The sequence below is a fragment of the Dolichospermum sp. UHCC 0259 genome (genome assembly GCF_009711935.1).
GTDB lineage: Bacteria > Cyanobacteriota > Cyanobacteriia > Cyanobacteriales > Nostocaceae > Dolichospermum.
Genome location: NZ_VIKX01000124.1, coordinates 38,221 through 55,029, shown reverse-complemented (window position 1 = coordinate 55,029; position 16,809 = coordinate 38,221). Strand labels below are relative to the sequence as shown.

The following is a 16,809-nucleotide window of genomic DNA, read 5'->3' as shown; positions in this document are numbered from 1 at the left end:
TACTGTAGAAGGAATTAATAATAAACTCAAATTAATCAAAAGACTTGGATATGGATTTCGTAACTTTAGTAATTTTAGATTACGTAGTTTATTAAACTGGCACTTTAGTATTAATTCTCCATAAAAGGGACGCAAGAGCCAGATTGAGTAATTGGAGAGATATTTTTCTTAAGTTCAATAAAGAAAAAACCAGAGAAAAAAGTATAGAAATTCTTATCTTCTTCTCTGGTTAATAGCTACAAATTTTCAAAATCAAAGGTTGAAATTAGAATTGAAAAACAAAATCGGTATTGACATTCAAACCGGTAACGCCATTAACAATAGCAACAGTTTGACCAAGTAAACCGATTTCTGTATTACCATTGAGAACATTGAGAGTCAAACTGCTAGAGGAAATACCAAGAACACCGATAACATCAGTGCCTTTTTGGAAGTCAAGGATAGTGTTAGCAGCTTTGGGTAGTTCAGCATTGACAATCCAGAATTGGTCAGTGCCAGCACCACCGGAAATTAAGTTACCACCACCAGTAGTAACAAAAAACTTATCATTGCCATCACCACCGAGGGCGCGACCATTAGAACCAAGGTAGAAGGTGTCATCACCCACACCACCTGAGAGGCGATAGCCGCTTACATCTCTCGCTTCAAGACGATCATTGCCAGAACTACCAAACACAACGTCATTGTTGCCGGCGTAAACTGTGTCATCACCGCTGCCAGTATCAATGCGGTTATTGCGAGCAGCACTTCCAGCCATAGATACGTCAACTTCGTCGTTACCAGCACCAGTAAAGACAACATCGTTGATACCATCAAAAGCAGGAATGACTCCAGCAACTGGACTGAATCCAGCCACCAAAGTGTCACCGCCAGTCGATCCACTCACTACTTCAGCCACCTGATTTGCTGCGGCAAGTTCAGAACTAATACCAAACATGGTTTCATACATGAGGTCATAGATCTCGGTATTGTCCAAGGTGCTAGGCAATTTTTCGGCATTCATCCCATAGGCTTTGGAAACAATACTACCTGGGAAATCGGGAGTACCGACCCAAGCTACACCAAAGTTACCCATTGGTCCATCAATGCTGCTTTGAGCTGCGAAGGGTTTCCAAGGTGCTTCTGCTGTACCTGTGCTGCCGTTGACACCATCCAAAACTGCACGGTTAGTATTAGTAGTGGTGGGGTTAACACCAACGAATGGCGCACTAGGCTCAGTATCTGCCAGTGTAGGATTAGAGGTTGAGTTACCAGAGGGACGGGTGTAAGGCTCAAATTGGAAAACTTGCAATCCGCCAGCATCGCTATCTGCGGCTGTGATTACCAAAGTATTGGGATCTTTGGTGTTGACGTAGTTCATAGCTACACCGATCGCTGCATCAGCCCGACGTGCCGCTTCAATCGTACCTACAGCATTATTAGGATTACCGAAGTTATCAGTACCCTCTTCTTCCATGACTACAAAGAAGCCATCAGGGTCTTGGCTGAGAATCTTTAAAGATGCCTCTAACATCTCTGCTACTGTGGGTGCAGTATCCACATAGAGAGGTAAAGGATTAGGGCTATTTAATCCTAGTTGTTCTTCGTTGCGGTCATCAAAGGTAGCCCTAGCAGCAAATACACCTAAAAGCTTGGTGGGTGGGTTTTGGCTATTAACCACCTGATTCATCTGGTCTTCGGTGTAAACTACGGTGTAACCCAGAGTTTGAGCCAATTGAATCAAATTAATGCTGGGGCGACGTTCATCACGCTGTTCAGAAGCGTCTATTTCGGCGGTGACGTGGAAGCCAGTTGTGCCTTTGGGCAACATATATAACTCACCACCACCCATGATGATATCTGTACCAGAGCGGATGGTTTGTTCTATAATCTCGACGTATTTATCCCGCGCCCGAATATTGTCACCCAACCGGTTAGTAGTTGATGCAGCAAAGGCAGCTGTACCAGGTTCTGCTAAGTGTCCAGATTGTAATAATGCTGTTGCTTTACCTGCTGCGATCGCTTCTTCTAAAATTGTATAGCCAACTTTACCAGAAGCTGGAGTCACAATAGATTGGTCTTCATTCAAGCCAAAGGATTCGTTAAAAACCTTCACACCATTAGCATGAGTTACCGCCCCAGCATTGGAAGTACCAGTTAACTGGTTTTCCATATGTCCCAGATATACACCCGCATTGGACATCTTATCCCAATTGAGTCTACCATCAGGACCTTTGTCAATGTTACGAAGCGCCATGAAATGAGAAGGACTTGTACCATCTGGATGGATAAAAATCACATTCCCGGTTTGTTTGGTGGCTTGGGGTGCTGCTGTTGGTTCAGGGTTACGAGATTCTAATTCAACATCGAATAGAGTCTCATACATCAACTCATAAATTTTGGTATTGTCTAGGGTTGCAGGTAATTTGTCTGCATTTAGACCATGCGCTTTAGAAACTATCGAACCGCTAAAATCTGGTGTACCTGCCCAACCAATGCCAAACTTGAAAGTATCACCATTAACATCTGGTGCAGATACAAAAGGCGCAGTGTCAGCTCCGGTTTGTCCATCTAAAGGTACGTTACGGGATTCTGTGGTGGGGTTGTTGTTGACAGTACCTACTGTTTCACCAGTGCGGGGATCTCGCACTTGTAAACCACCAGCATCACTGTCAGCAGCAGTCACCATCAAGGTGTTAGGATGCTTCTTGATAAATTCCATTGCTACACCAATGGCTGCATCTGTGCGGCGCAATCCTTCTAAAGTTCCAGCCGCGTTGTTGTTATTCCCGAAGTTGTCTGTACCTTCCTCTTCCACAATGGCAATAGAACCATTCTTGAAGTTGGGGTGTTTTTCCATCAACTTCTGGGTTACATCCAACATCTCGCCAATGGTGGGTGCTGTAGCCAGATATAGTGGTAAATTGTTCGCTGCTAAAACTTCTTCAGGGCGATCATTAAAGGTATGGATAGGTGCAAATACACCCAATACTTTAGTTGGTGGTACAGGTAGGGCAAGTAACGCATTAAGTTGTTCTTCTGTATAAACAACTGTATAGCCCTTAGTTTTTGCTAATTCAATTAGGTTTTCGGTGGGGCGTACTAGAGAATTGGTACTCAGCGCATCGAGTTGAGCCGCAGTACCGTGAAAACCATTTGTACCAACAGGTAGAAGGTTTAGTTCACCACCACCCATAATAAAGTCAACACCTGAGTTAATTACCTGTTTGGCAATTTCCGCAGCTTGGGCGCGAGGTACGGTGATACTTCCATTAGCGTTAGTAATTTCCTGTGTCTTGGCAACAAAGGCGGCTGTACCAGGCTCAAAAATAGCTCCAGATTGAACTAGGGCAGTAACTTTACCTGCATCTCTAGCTTCTTCAACAATGGTTTTGGTAGTTCCAGAAAGGGACGTGATGGGTAAATTCCCTAATTCATAACCAAAAGACTCAGCATAAACCTTAGCACCTGTAGCATGGGTAACAGCACCAGCGTTAGATGTGCCGCCCAACTAGTCTTCCATGTGACCCAGATACACACCAGTATTGGACATCTTGTCCCAATTCAAACGGCCATCGGGACCCTTATCTACAAATCTTGCAAAGGCGAAGTGAGATGGACTAGTTCCATCTGGGTGCATGAAAATGACATGATTACCTGTTGTCATAAAACCTCTCAATTAGCTAGTTCAGTTTTTGCAAGTTACATTCAAATAATCATGCTTATGTTAAGAAAAGTTACGATAATAGGTTAAGACTAATTTATTTATTTCTTAAATTTATTGATTTAGATGATAAGTATTTATCTATGCAATAAGTTTGCAGCATTTTCACTGGTACAGTAGCTTATTTCTAATATAGGGAGTAAAACCCCCTATTTACCAGCAATACAAGTAGGTGAACCGAAAAATTTAATAGGTATGTGAAGAAAAGTAAAATCGCCCAAAACTCTCTCCCTGTTCCCTATTCCCTTGCCCCAAAGACAATTTTTAACGCCAACCTACTTATTTTATGAATTCTAGATAGATATTAGCTAAAAAATTGATGCTAACCTATCAATTTCTGCCAACTCATTGCCCCAATAATACCATCAGCAGTTAAACCATTTTGCTGTTGAAATTTCTTGATTGCTGCCTCTGTATTCGGTCCATAAATCCCATCAGGATCAGCACCTACACGATATTGTAAATATCTGATAATTACACCACTAGCATGAGTTCCTTGGACAACTCGTTTAGCTAATATTTGATTGATAGCATCCCAGGTGGTATTACCTGCAATTCCTGTGGGTAATACTCCCACAATTCTTTGAAATTTCTCTGTTGCTGAAGATGTAGCTGGACCCATGCTATTATCTTCTACTAAGGACTTATTATTTCTATCAGTAATTTTCAACCGATTTAAAGCCTGTTGTAGTCTGAGAATGCTCTTATCTTTATTGCTTTCTTCATCTATAACAGTATTAACAGGAACACTAGGAACAGGAATGGGAATAGACACACCAGGAGTAGGCTTTACAGGAGTAGGATTTACACGAGGAGGAGTGCTGGCTACTTTACCTGTTAATCCTGCAACTATAGCATTAGCCATTGTTTCACCATCATATAGTTGTATATCTTTGGCAGAATCAATGAAGCAACATTCTATGAGAATTCCTGGCATATTTGTTCTTCTGAGAACATACAGATGTGAACCACTTTTCACACCACGATTAAAAAAGCCTAATTTGACGATTTCATCTAATACAGATTTAGCAGTTTTTCTGCCAGCGTCACTAATAGCAAATACTTCAGTCCCATTAGCCTGTCCATTAAAAGCATTAAAATGAATAGATACAAAAATATCTACTCTGTTACTATTGGCTTTCTCACAACGGCTACCTAAAGATTGATTTACTGTCCTGGCACTATTAGGTTTACAGGCAATTACTGTATGTCCTAAACTTTCTAATTTAGCAATAACCTTATTACCCACTTCCGTTGTTAACTTATCTTCCGATTTAATACCACTTGCACCACTGTCGGGAGGGCAATTGTGACCAATATCAATGCCGAATTTCATTTGTATCTCCTTAATTGACTTTGTTGCTATGTCAAGAGTCTGCTACTGGTTAATATAGTTCCAAAAAGCATAGACATTATTTTAATCTCTCGGTAGAGATTCCCCCATTAATCCCCAAAAATGTTTAAGATCAATGTAAAGAAATATTTCGTAGCAAAAGCGCATGAAACGTATTGTCTTGATTGCTGGGTTTGAATCGTTTAACGCGGACTTGTACCGAAAAGCGGCTGATTTGGCTAATTCCCGGTGTCCAGAGTTGGATATTCGAGTATTTAGCGATCGCAATATTACCACCAATAGCCCGGAAGTAGAAGCAGCCCTCAAAAACGCAGATGTGTTCTTTGGCAGTTTACTCTTCGATTATGACCAAGTTGTGTGGTTACGTGAGCGTGTCGCTAACATCCCTATCCGTCTAATTTTCGAGTCAGCACTGGAATTAATGAGTTTAACCAAAATAGGTGAATTTTCCATTGGAGATAAACCCAAAGGAATGCCTAAACCCATTAAATTCATCCTTGACAAATTCAGCAACGGTAAAGAAGAAGACAAACTCGCCGGTTATATCAGTTTTCTGAAAATCGGACCCAAGTTATTAAAATTTATCCCAGTCCAAAAAGTCCAAGACCTTCGTAACTGGTTAATTATCTATGGTTACTGGAACGCCGGCGGTTCAGAAAACGTCGCTTCCCTATTTTGGACAATTGCGGAAAAATACCTAGATTTAAGAGTCGGCGATATACCCCCACCCATCGAAACCCCCGACATGGGTTTATTACATCCCGACTATCAAGGCTTTTTTACATCACCCAAAGCATACTTACAATGGTATGAAAAAAGGGAACAGGACGTAGGGGCGCAGGGCCTGCGCCCAATCATCGGTATCCTACTTTACCGAAAGCACGTTATCACCAAATTGCCCTATATTCCCCAACTAATCCGCTATTTTGAAAAAGCGGGCTTAACTCCCTTACCCATCTTTATCAACGGCGTAGAAGGTCACGTAGCCGTTAGAGATTGGATGACTAGCGACCACGAAACCCAACAACGTCAAAGAGGTAACATTGAAACCCCTTCCCTCTCCGCAGAAGCAGTAAAAATTGATGCCATAGTTTCTACTATCGGTTTTCCCCTAGTTGGTGGTCCCGCTGGTTCAATGGAAGCAGGAAGACAGGTGGAAGTGGCTAAACGCATTCTCACCGCTAAAAATGTCCCTTATGTCGTTGCTGCGCCTTTATTAATTCAAGATATTTACTCTTGGACGCGCCAAGGTGTAAGCGGTTTGCAAAGTGTTGTCCTATATGCTTTACCTGAATTAGATGGCGCGATTGATACAATTCCTCTCGGTGGTTTAGTTGGGGAACAAATTTATTTAGTTCCTGAACGAGTCCGGCGTTTAACTAATAGAGTCAAAAGTTGGGTTTCTCTCCGCCAAAAACCTATTTCTCAACGAAAAATTGCCATTATTTTATATGGTTTTCCTCCAGGTTATGGCGCAGTGGGAACTGCTGCATTATTAAACGTTCCGCGCAGTTTAATTAAATTACTAAATGCACTAAAAGAACAAGGTTATACAGTTGGTGATATTCCTGAAGATGGTGAAGCATTAATTCAGCAAATTAAAGCAGCAGATGAAATCAATCCCTTAGTAGAAAATAACAAAAAAGATATTACAACCGTCAATGCTAAAACATTAGAAAAATGGTTAGGATATCTTTTCACATCTCGCATTGAAAAACAATGGCAATATCTCACAGGTAGCGGCATTAAAACATACAATGATGAATTTAATATTGGTGGTGTACAACTAGGAAATGTGTGGATAGGTGTCCAGCCACCCTTGGGAATTCAAGGAGATCCCATGCGGTTAATGTTTGAAAGAGATTTAACCCCCCATCCCCAATATGCAGCCTATTATAAATGGCTACAAAATGAATTTGAAGCTGATGCAATTGTCCATTTTGGAATGCACGGAACGGTTGAATGGTTGCCCGGTTCACCATTAGGAAATACAGGTTATTCTTGGTCTGATATTCTCTTGGGAAATATGCCCAATCTCTACATCTATGCCGCAAATAATCCTTCCGAATCAATATTAGCCAAACGTCGCGGTTATGGTGTGTTAATTTCTCACAATGTCCCTCCCTATGGACGTGCTGGTTTATATAAAGAGTTGGTGAATTTACGCGATTTAATTGCAGAATATAGGGAAGATCCAGAAAAGAATTATCTGTTAAAGGAAGGAATTTGTAAAAAGATAGTTGATACTGGTTTGGAGGTAGATTGTCCTTTTGATGATGCCAAAAGGTTAGGTATTCCCTTCACACCGGAGAATGTAAGGATGTTTAGTAATCATGCTTTTGATCATTATTTGGTGAAGTTGTATGAATATTTGCAAGTTCTCGAAAATCGTCTTTTTTCTTCTGGTTTACATACTTTAGGTGAAGCACCGAATCAGGAGGAGTTAACTGGTTATTTGGATGCTTATTTTGGGGGAGATAATGAACCACGTTCGCATAGCGTCCCGCAGGGTAGAAGCGAAGAACACGAAGGAAGAAAAGAAGAAGAAAGAAAGGAAATTACAAGGTTATTAAATCAATCTACTGATGAGTTAACAAATTTATTAAGAGGTTTAAATGGTGAGTTTATTCCTCCTGCACCTGGTGGGGATTTGTTAAGAGATGGTGCTGGTGTGTTACCTACGGGGAGAAATATTCATGCTTTAGATCCTTATCGGATGCCTTCTCCTGCGGCTTTTGAAAGGGGTAAGGAAATTGCCAAGAAAATTATTTCTCAATCTTTGGATGAAAATAAGAAATATCCTGAAACAGTAGCAGTTTTATTATGGGGTTTGGATGCTATTAAAACCAAGGGTGAATCTCTTGGTATTCTTTTGGAATTAGTAGGTGCTGAACCTGTGAAGGAGGGAACGGGAAGAATTGTAAGATATGATTTAAAACCTCTGGCTGAAGTTGGACATCCACGCATTGATGTGTTAGCAAATCTATCGGGTATTTTTCGAGATAGTTTTGTCAATATCATTGAATTGTTAGATGATTTATTTCAACGCGCTGCGGAAATTGATGAACCAGAAGAAATGAATTTTATTAGAAAACACGCTTTGATTTTAAAAGCTAAAGGTGTAGAAAATTCTTCAGCAAGATTGTTTTCTAATCCCTCTGGTGATTTTGGTTCTTTGGTAAATGATAGAGTTGTTGATGGTAATTGGGAATCTGGGGAAGAGTTGGGGAATACTTGGGAAAGTCGCAATGTCTTTAGTTATGGTAGAAATGATAAAGGACAAGCTAGGCCAGAAGTATTACAAACTTTATTAAAAACTAGCGATCGCATTATTCAAGAAATAGATTCGGTAGAATATGGATTAACCGATATTCAGGAATATTATGCCAACACAGGCGGTTTGAAAAAAGCCGCAGAAAAACAAAGCGGCAAAAAAGTACAAGCCAGTTTTGTCGAAAGTTTTTCTAAAGACACCACACCCCGCAATTTAGATGATTTATTGCGAATGGAATATAGAACCAAGTTATTAAATCCCAAATGGGCTGACGCAATGGCTAATCAAGGTTCTGGAGGTGCTTTTGAAATTTCCCAACGCATGACAGCCTTAATAGGTTGGGGTGGAACTGCCGATTTTCAAGATGATTGGGTATATGATCAAGCAGCCGAAACCTATGCTTTAGATCCAGAAATGGCAGAAAAATTACGCAAAGCCAATCCTGAAGCCTTCAAAAATATTATTGGGAGAATGTTAGAAGCATCAGGACGCGGTTTATGGCAAGCTGATGGAGATAAGTTAGATAAACTACGGAAATTGTATGATTTAACTGATGAAGAATTGGAAGGGGTGACGGTGTAAAATGCCATTTACGCAGCCTTACTTCTAAAGCCGGAATAACGGTAGAGGAATTTATGGAAGTTTTGGAAAATTGAACTGGTGTTTTGAATACATTCCGAGTTTTGTCAGTTGGCTTAAACAAAACTTTTGTAGGGTGCGTTAGCAATAGCGTAACGCACCTTTTTATACTCAAATTGGTTGGGACATGGACTTTCATAAAACAACGAAAACCCTAGATTTGTAGGGGTTTAGCAGTGCTAAACCCCTACCCGGAGAATCAAATAATTAAGCCGTGTTGGGTATACATTGAGTTAAGTAGAGTAACAAAAAAATCCAAGCTGTTTAAATTTTTCTGTTAACCTACTTAGGGCTTGCTGAATAAAACTGAAACCTTTTATTAATAAGGGGTTCGCTGATTTTTATCACAATAAAGTGCAAGGTTTTGGCTTATGGTGTCTCAAAATTGGTGCATTTTCCTGGGTCGGATTTAGAAAATTGAGGATATCCAGATGGCTAAAACTGTTCCCTGTTCCCTGTTCCCTGCCCTCACGGACAACTTTTTCAGCAAACCCTACTTATATTGCTAATTGCTGACTGGGCGCAAGCCCTACATTCCCCTATGCCAAGTGCATAAATATCATTTTCAGCAACTCAGCGCGGGTAAAAGGCTTGGTTAAATATCCCGAAGCACCGACAAATCTCGCTTTTACCTTATCTATAATTCCCTTATTGCTAGTCACAAAAATAATGGGAATAGTTTTAAACATGGAATTATTGCGGATAATCTTACATAGTTCATAACCGTCAATTCCTGCCATATTCAAATCCAGTAAAATCAAATCCGGTTTATGTCTAATAATTGACATCACCGCCTTCACTGGTTCATTAATAGTCACCAAAGTAAAATTCTCATCTTCCAAATAACGACTGATTTCCTTGAGAATTGTCGGACTATCATCTACAGAAATAATTTTGTAAGTCTTTTGGGTAATTCTCGTATTGATTTTGACTTTTTGTGAATCGGCTTCTATGTTACTATTAACAACTTCAGGTGCAAAATCCTCTGAAGGTAAATCAGTCACATCTGGGACTAGCTGTTGAACCGACAGATGATTCTGCGAAATAATTGGAGTTTCTGAAGAAGAATCTTGACTGGGTGCTACATCCGCAACAAATAATTTACCCTTAATTAACTCTGTGCTATCTTCAGAAAATAGTAATGAACTTCCACAAGTTTTTGGTAACTTATCAAATGGGGGATCTGGTTCATGTAATACTATAGAACCCTTAACAATATAGGGGTATAAACTTAAAGCTAGTTGCAACTCATCCTGATTCATAATAATCGCTAGATGACGCAAGCTAAACCCCTTCATCCAATTGGTAATATTTTCTTTTAGTGGTGGTAATCTTTTATCCTGAAACTTGCTACTAACTAACAAATATGGACGCTGATAGGGAGAAGAGATGTATCTACCAAGATAGCGCCAATTTTGTAACTGATTTTGGCATTTTTCGATGATATCATTAACATCTAACTTACAAATTCTGGTAAAATTTTCCAGTGGTTCTGTTAGTTCAAAATCGCCTATTTTAATCAGGAGAAATGATTCAATTACTTCTTTAACTAATTCTTGAATCAGTAATGATGCGTGATCAGGAAGAAGATGTTGTTCATTAACCAGCCAATTAATCGCTTCATATTCGGGAATTTGGTTGGGTAAATGATGATTATCTTCAGGTTCAAACATCAAGCGCATTTGTACACGCACTTCATTATCAACTAAAGGAATTTGTGAATGGAGACGACGCATTTGTCGTTCTAATCTATCAAAGGGTTCTACTGAATGAGTTGCATAGATAATTTTTCCTTGTTCTATATATATCAACCAAGATATAGAGTTGCTATGTGCTTGCAAACGGGTAGTTTCATAACAATTGCTTAATTGTCTTAATAAACCTTGGGGTGATAATTTGGTAAATGTGCCAGTATTTTTCATATTTTTACAATTTTTTAGGCGGATACATCAACATAGTATGGGAAAAGATTAAATATCAGGCTGCAATATGATATCACCTGAAAATATGGTCATGATCACAAGTTGTTAAATTATGAATATCAATGAAAAACATTTTTTAAGAATTATCCTCCTGGGTTGAATGTAACAGTTTTTGTAGTTTTTTATTTTGATTTTTTATCATTGGTCTGGATAAAGATCTCTGTTTTGTCATATTTTGTCACTATTTCATCTTGATCAACTAAGTAGTGATACTGTTAAGTATGCTGAGATTTTTTTGGTAGTTTAAATTCATCAATTTTCAGCCGGATCTTCGCACTTTTCCTGGATTTAACAATAATGAATTTATTTACCGAAAGACAGACTTAAATCCCACATAGAATCTTTAAAAATTTATGGAGGTAAATGTATATATTGATTATTACAGCAGATGGCAACTCAATAGACTGGAGAATCTAGGTTAAAAGTTAGGCATTGAGGTTGTTGAACTCCTGAATTCTGGCATTTTAATTTTGGCAAAGTTCAATTATGGTAGACACTTGACAATAAGTAAGATTAAATATCCAATCCTCATAAATTACCAGTGACTAAGTAGTAATGAGGAGTGGGGGAGACATTTGGTAAAATTGCCCCAAGTGAATATCTTTATGAAAAAATTCAATTATCTCCCGCAAAATACCATAATTTTAGTCATACTAGCGCCAGAAACTATATACTTTGAGTAAAAGGAAAATAAGACTTTGGACTATAACATAACACAAAAAGTTATGATTGATACATTTAATCTTGACGAAGTTGTAGAATTCGCGGAAAACCCTGAACCCCGTTGCCCATGCGTGTTATTGCTAGATACTTCTGGCTCGATGCAAGGAGAACGAATCGAAGCTTTAAATCAAGGTTTGTTGAGTTTAAAAGATGAACTGGTTAAAAATTCCTTGGCATCCAGAAGAGTCGAGGTAGCAATTATTACATTTGATAGTAATGTTAATGTTGTCCAGGACTTTGTAACTGCTGATCAATTTAACCCACCGATTCTCACAGCCCAGGGTTTAACAATTATGGGTTCGGCTATTCATAAAGCTTTGGATATTATTCAAGAGCGCAAATCCCAATATCGGACGAATGGTATTGCTTATTACCGTCCTTGGGTATTTATGATTACTGATGGTGAACCCCAGGGTGAACTAGATCATGTTGTTGAACAAGCAGCCCAAAGACTGCAAGGGGATGAGTCTAATAAGCGGGTGGCGTTCTTTACTGTAGGTGTAGAGAATGCGAACATGAGCCGATTAAGTCAAATTGCTGTACGGAGTCCTCTGAAATTAAAAGGATTGAATTTTATTGAAATGTTTGTTTGGCTGTCTGCGAGTATGTCAGCGGTGTCTCATTCTCAGGTAGATGAACAGGTAGCACTACCACCAATTGGTTGGGGATCTGTTTAATGAAAATTGCAGCTTGTTGTTTAAACTGAACTAGCTGTGGAAAACAAATTATATGAATACATCAAAACAGATTTCTCAATGGCGGATAGTGGCTGCTTCTGTATGTGGGACTAGTCATTCAAAAAACCAGCAACTTTGTCAGGATGCTCACCATTGGCAGTTATTGGCTAATAATGTGTTGGTGATAGCAGCGGCCGATGGTGCGGGTTCTGCTAAACTAGGAAAGGTGGGATCAATGATTGCGGTGGAAACGGCAATAGATCATCTTTCTCGCCAAGAGATGACGAGTGATTCTCTGGCTAATGATGATGTTTTGCGTTATTTGCTTACTGATGCGATGTTAGCAGCCCGCAAGGCTATAGAAACTGAGGCGGATGTTTGTAATCATCAACCTCATGATTTAGCAACTACCTTGATTCTGATGATTGCTACACCAGAAATTGTGGCTGTAGGACAGGTTGGTGATGGTTTGGCTGTGGCTAAAAATGGTATGGGTAATCTGATAGCGTTAACCATTCCTAGCAATGGCGAATATATCAATCAAACAACTTTTCTCACATCTCTTGATGGTTTAGAGACAGCACAATTTAAAATATGCCGGGATGAGATTGTTAATGTGGGTGTTTTGACTGATGGTTTACAAATGTTAGCTTTAAATATGATTGTTGGTGAACCTCACAAGCCTTTCTTTTTTCCTTTGTTTGAGTTTGTAGCGAATGCTGAAGATAGAATATTAGCAAAAGAGCATTTGATGCGGTTTTTAAGTTCTGATAAGATTACTCAGCGGACTGATGATGATTTAACTTTAATTTTGGCTGCATTTATTAACTGATAATTTATAGTCATTAGGGATTAAAAATAGTATGGTATTAGCCATACTCTTGAATTTCTGAACTTTTGACGGATTCTAATCACCTCATATAACCTTTATTCTGCCATGCAGGTACTACGTCATCTTCCTAACCCGGAAATTCTCAACCTCTCTGTCAGTGTGGGACATGGTGGTGAGGCTTGTATCTATGCAGTTCCATCGGATGAGAATGTGGTAGCGAAAATCTATCATAAACCAACTGTTGCTTATGCCCAAAAACTGCGGGCGATGCTGGCTAATCCTCCTGTGAATCCGACGGATAATTTAGGGCATATTTCTATTGCTTGGCCACAGGAATTGTTGCAAGCGGCTGATGGTAGCGGCAATGTTGTTGGCTTTGTGATGCCCAGGATTCGGGGAATGCGGCCAATTATGGATTTTTATAATCCAGGGATTCGCCGACAACATTGCCCTTTGTTTAATTATCAATATTTGTTGCGAACTGCCCGGAATCTGGCTGCGGCTTTTGCGGCTTTGCACGCCAGCCGATACTGTGTTGGTGATGTGAATGAGTCGAATATTTTGGTGAGTGATACGGCTTTGGTGACGTTGGTGGATACGGATTCGTTTCAAGTTCCAGAACCGTTGCAGAGTGTTGTTTATCGTTGTTCTGTGGGTAAGCCTGAATATACGCCTCCAGAATTACAGAATAAAACTTTTGCGGACTATGATCGAGAAATTCATCATGATTTGTTTGGGTTGGCTGTGCTGATTTTTCAGTTGTTAATGGAAGGAACTCATCCATTTTCAGGGATATTTCAAGGGGCGATAGATCCTCCTACCTACCAAGGGAGGATTCTTTCTGGGCATTTTACCTATAGTCAAAAGAAACAAGTTCCCTATCTGCCAACGCCTATTTCTCCTGGCTGGGATTTGCTTCATCCTAGTTTGCAAGATTTATTTGTGCGTTGTTTTGAAGAGGGTCATGATCAACCTTTGTTACGCCCTAATGCTCAAACTTGGTTGTCGGCTTTAACGGCGGTGGAGGAGAGTTTGATGATTTGTCGGGTGAATCCTCAGCATCTTTATCATAATCATTTGGAGAAGTGTCCTTGGTGTGTGCGGACTAAAAGATTGGGTGGGAGAGATCCATTTCCGTCATTGGTGGCGATCGCTTCTAAACAACATTTGCAACCACGCGCTAAACCTAAGTCTAAACGTCGCTATATTCCGACTCCACGCATTACACAGCCTTTAAAATCAAATTCTCCGGTGTATCATTGGCAACCTATAGCTAATCAGCAGTTTTATCATCCTCCCTCTGGTAAAAAATTAAATCGGAAGTTATATGGTGTGATTTTTGGGGTGATGGGATTGGGTCTTTTGGGCTATTTGGATGTCATGATTAAATTTACCCGTCCTTTTGTGGCGCAAAATCCTTATACTCAACAAAGTTTGATGTCTCGGACACCTAATCAAACTGGTGATTTGGCAAGTCTTTCTTTTGCGGATTACTACCAGCGCGGTGATGCTGCTTATCAACAACAAGATTATGAACAAGCAGTGGTCAACTTTACCGAAGCTACTAAAAAGAATCCTCAATCTGCTAAGGGGTATATAAATTTGGGTAATGCCCAATATAATTTGAATAATTATGAAGCGGCATTAGCTAATTATAACCAAGCTTTGAAGTTGAATCCTCAAGAAGTTAAAGCATATATAAATAGGGGTAATGCTTATTATATGCTGGCTGATTATAGTAGTGATCCTGATAAAGAATACAAACAAGCGATCGCTGATTTTAATACTGCCATTGGTATAGATAAAACTGATGCAGAAGCTTATATAAGACGGGGTGTTGTCAGATTTGAAACTACTAAATACATCAATAATTCTTTTCCAGAATACCAAAGGTCAATTGCTGATTTTACTGAAGCCATTAGGCTCAATTCAGCTAAAATAGATGCTTACTTTCAACGGGGTTTGGTGCGGTATCAAATGGCGCAATACAGTAGTAATTATGCCACAGAATACAAACAGGCGATCGCTGATTTTAGTGAAGCATTAAAACTTAATCCTCGATTAGCTAAAGGTTACCTAAAACGTGGGATGGCTTACTATGAACTAGCACAATATGGAGAAGGTATAGCTGACAAAAATCATGTTAGAGCAGTAGTTGCAGATTTAGAAACAGCCGCTAAAGTTGCTTTGGAGCAAAATGATATGGATAATTATCAACAGTCCTTAAGTAGTATGTGTATCGTTATTGCTAATAAATGTGACAGTTTATTATCTAACTCAATTCTCTCTGGACAAAGTAATTGATCTAGTAGGAGTTCGGAGTTAGGAGTTAGGAGTTCGGAGTTAGAAGAAGAAAGGAAGAAGAAGAAAGAAGGAAGGAATTAAAATCATCTAAAGTGTGAATAATTTGTAAAAAATAATAGTTAAAATTCACTCCTGACTTCATTAAGAAATTGGGGGTTTTTGTTTTTGTGATTAAAATTACTATAGCGGAATGTGGCTTGAATAAGGCACAAAATTCACGAAAAAAGACAAACACAAAAACACTTTTACTGCTTATTATTATTCTTCCTTCTTTTCCTTGTTCCTTCTTCCTTCTTCTCTTTTTCTCCTTCTTTCTCCTTCTTTCTTATTCTGACTCCTGACTCCTTCTATAAATATTTTACAGATAAAATATCTTAATTTACTTATTCTTTATGATTTTCTAGAAAATAACAGTTAAATTATGTTTATCTACCTAAGAAAGAGAAAGAAAAAATTATTTATTTTTTTACCATCACTGTGCATTCTCTTCATTTCCATCAGTTGAAATTATCATCCATCTGCAAATTTTTGAGGTAACTACATGAAAGCAGTAATTTTAGCAGGAGGTCTGGGTACAAGGTTAAGTGAAGAAACCAGTATCAGACCCAAACCAATGGTTGAAGTTGGTGGTAAGCCAATTCTCTGGCACATCATGAAAACTTACTCTGCTCATGGTATTAATGATTTCATTATTTGTTGCGGCTACAAAGGGTACATCATTAAAGAATACTTTGCTAACTATTTTTTACATATGTCAGACGTGACATTTGATATGCGATTTAATCAAATGAATGTCCATTCTGGATATGCTGAACCCTGGCGCGTCACCTTAGTAAATACAGGTGATAATACAATGACAGGTGGACGTTTAAAGCAAGTTCGTGAACATATTGGCAATGAAACCTTTTGCTTTACCTATGGTGATGGTGTAAGTAATATTAATATTACAGAATTAATTAAATTCCATCGAGAACAAAAGACATTAGCAACACTCAGCGCAGTGCAACCAGCAGGAAGATTTGGCGCAATTTCTCTAGGACAAGAACAAACTAAAATTACCAGTTTTAAAGAAAAACCTGAAGGTGATGGTGCTTGGATTAATGGTGGCTATTTTGTTTTAGAACCACAGGTAATTGATTTTGTTGCTGATAGTTCAACTGTGTGGGAGAAAGAACCATTAGAAAAGTTAGCTGATTTAGAACAATTATCGGCTTACAAACATGATGGTTTCTGGCAACCAATGGACACATTAAGAGATAAAAACTATCTAGAGGAGCTATGGAAAAGTGGTAAAGCTCCTTGGCAAGTTTGGTAATAGCAA

General features: G+C 39.1%; 9 protein-coding genes. 6 read left to right on the top strand and 3 right to left on the bottom strand.

Annotated elements, in window-relative coordinates:
- A partial coding sequence (locus tag FJR05_RS10075) for a transposase (protein WP_168642427.1) occupies positions 1 to 124 on the top strand: 124 nt, incomplete at its 5' end.
- 141 nt (positions 125 to 265) lie between these two features.
- Here the strand turns inward: FJR05_RS10075 and FJR05_RS10070 are convergent.
- Together FJR05_RS10070 and FJR05_RS10065 are read right to left on the bottom strand one after the other, a co-directional pair.
- The gene (locus FJR05_RS10070; RefSeq protein WP_254446893.1) at positions 266 to 3,490 is read right to left on the bottom strand and encodes an alkaline phosphatase; all 3,225 of its coding nucleotides are present in this window, start codon (positions 3,488 to 3,490) and stop codon (positions 266 to 268) included.
- A 535-nt stretch (positions 3,491 to 4,025) separates the two neighbouring features.
- A complete protein-coding gene (locus tag FJR05_RS10065) occupies positions 4,026 to 5,039 on the bottom strand; it encodes an N-acetylmuramoyl-L-alanine amidase (protein WP_168643972.1) in 1,014 nt (337 codons plus the stop codon).
- Between the two features lie 163 nt (positions 5,040 to 5,202).
- On the opposite strand from FJR05_RS10065, the gene bchH reads away from it, so the two are divergent.
- On the top strand, positions 5,203 to 8,913 hold the full coding sequence (gene bchH / locus FJR05_RS10060; RefSeq protein WP_168643971.1) for a magnesium chelatase subunit H: 3,711 nt from the start codon (positions 5,203 to 5,205) through the stop codon (positions 8,911 to 8,913).
- Positions 8,914 to 9,509: 596 nt separating this feature from the next.
- Here the strand turns inward: bchH and FJR05_RS10055 are convergent.
- A complete protein-coding gene (locus tag FJR05_RS10055; protein WP_168643970.1) occupies positions 9,510 to 10,892 on the bottom strand; it encodes a response regulator in 1,383 nt (460 codons plus the stop codon).
- Between the two features lie 785 nt (positions 10,893 to 11,677).
- On the opposite strand from FJR05_RS10055, the gene FJR05_RS10050 reads away from it, so the two are divergent.
- From FJR05_RS10050 to rfbF, 4 genes are all read left to right on the top strand, one after another.
- Positions 11,678 to 12,352, top strand: coding sequence for a VWA domain-containing protein (locus FJR05_RS10050; RefSeq protein WP_039204101.1), 675 nt, complete (start codon positions 11,678 to 11,680; stop codon positions 12,350 to 12,352).
- Between the two features lie 52 nt (positions 12,353 to 12,404).
- Positions 12,405 to 13,184 (top strand): PP2C family serine/threonine-protein phosphatase, encoded by a 780-nt coding sequence (locus FJR05_RS10045; RefSeq protein ID WP_168643969.1) that lies wholly within the window; start codon positions 12,405 to 12,407, stop codon positions 13,182 to 13,184.
- A 105-nt stretch (positions 13,185 to 13,289) separates the two neighbouring features.
- Positions 13,290 to 15,488 carry a tetratricopeptide repeat protein gene (locus tag FJR05_RS10040; protein ID WP_168643968.1) on the top strand — a complete coding sequence of 733 codons (2,199 nt, stop codon included), beginning with the start codon at positions 13,290 to 13,292 and terminating at the stop codon, positions 15,486 to 15,488.
- 541 nt (positions 15,489 to 16,029) lie between these two features.
- Positions 16,030 to 16,803, top strand: coding sequence for a glucose-1-phosphate cytidylyltransferase (gene rfbF, locus FJR05_RS10035; RefSeq protein WP_168643967.1), 774 nt, complete (start codon positions 16,030 to 16,032; stop codon positions 16,801 to 16,803).
- Positions 16,804 to 16,809: the final 6 nt, after the last annotated feature.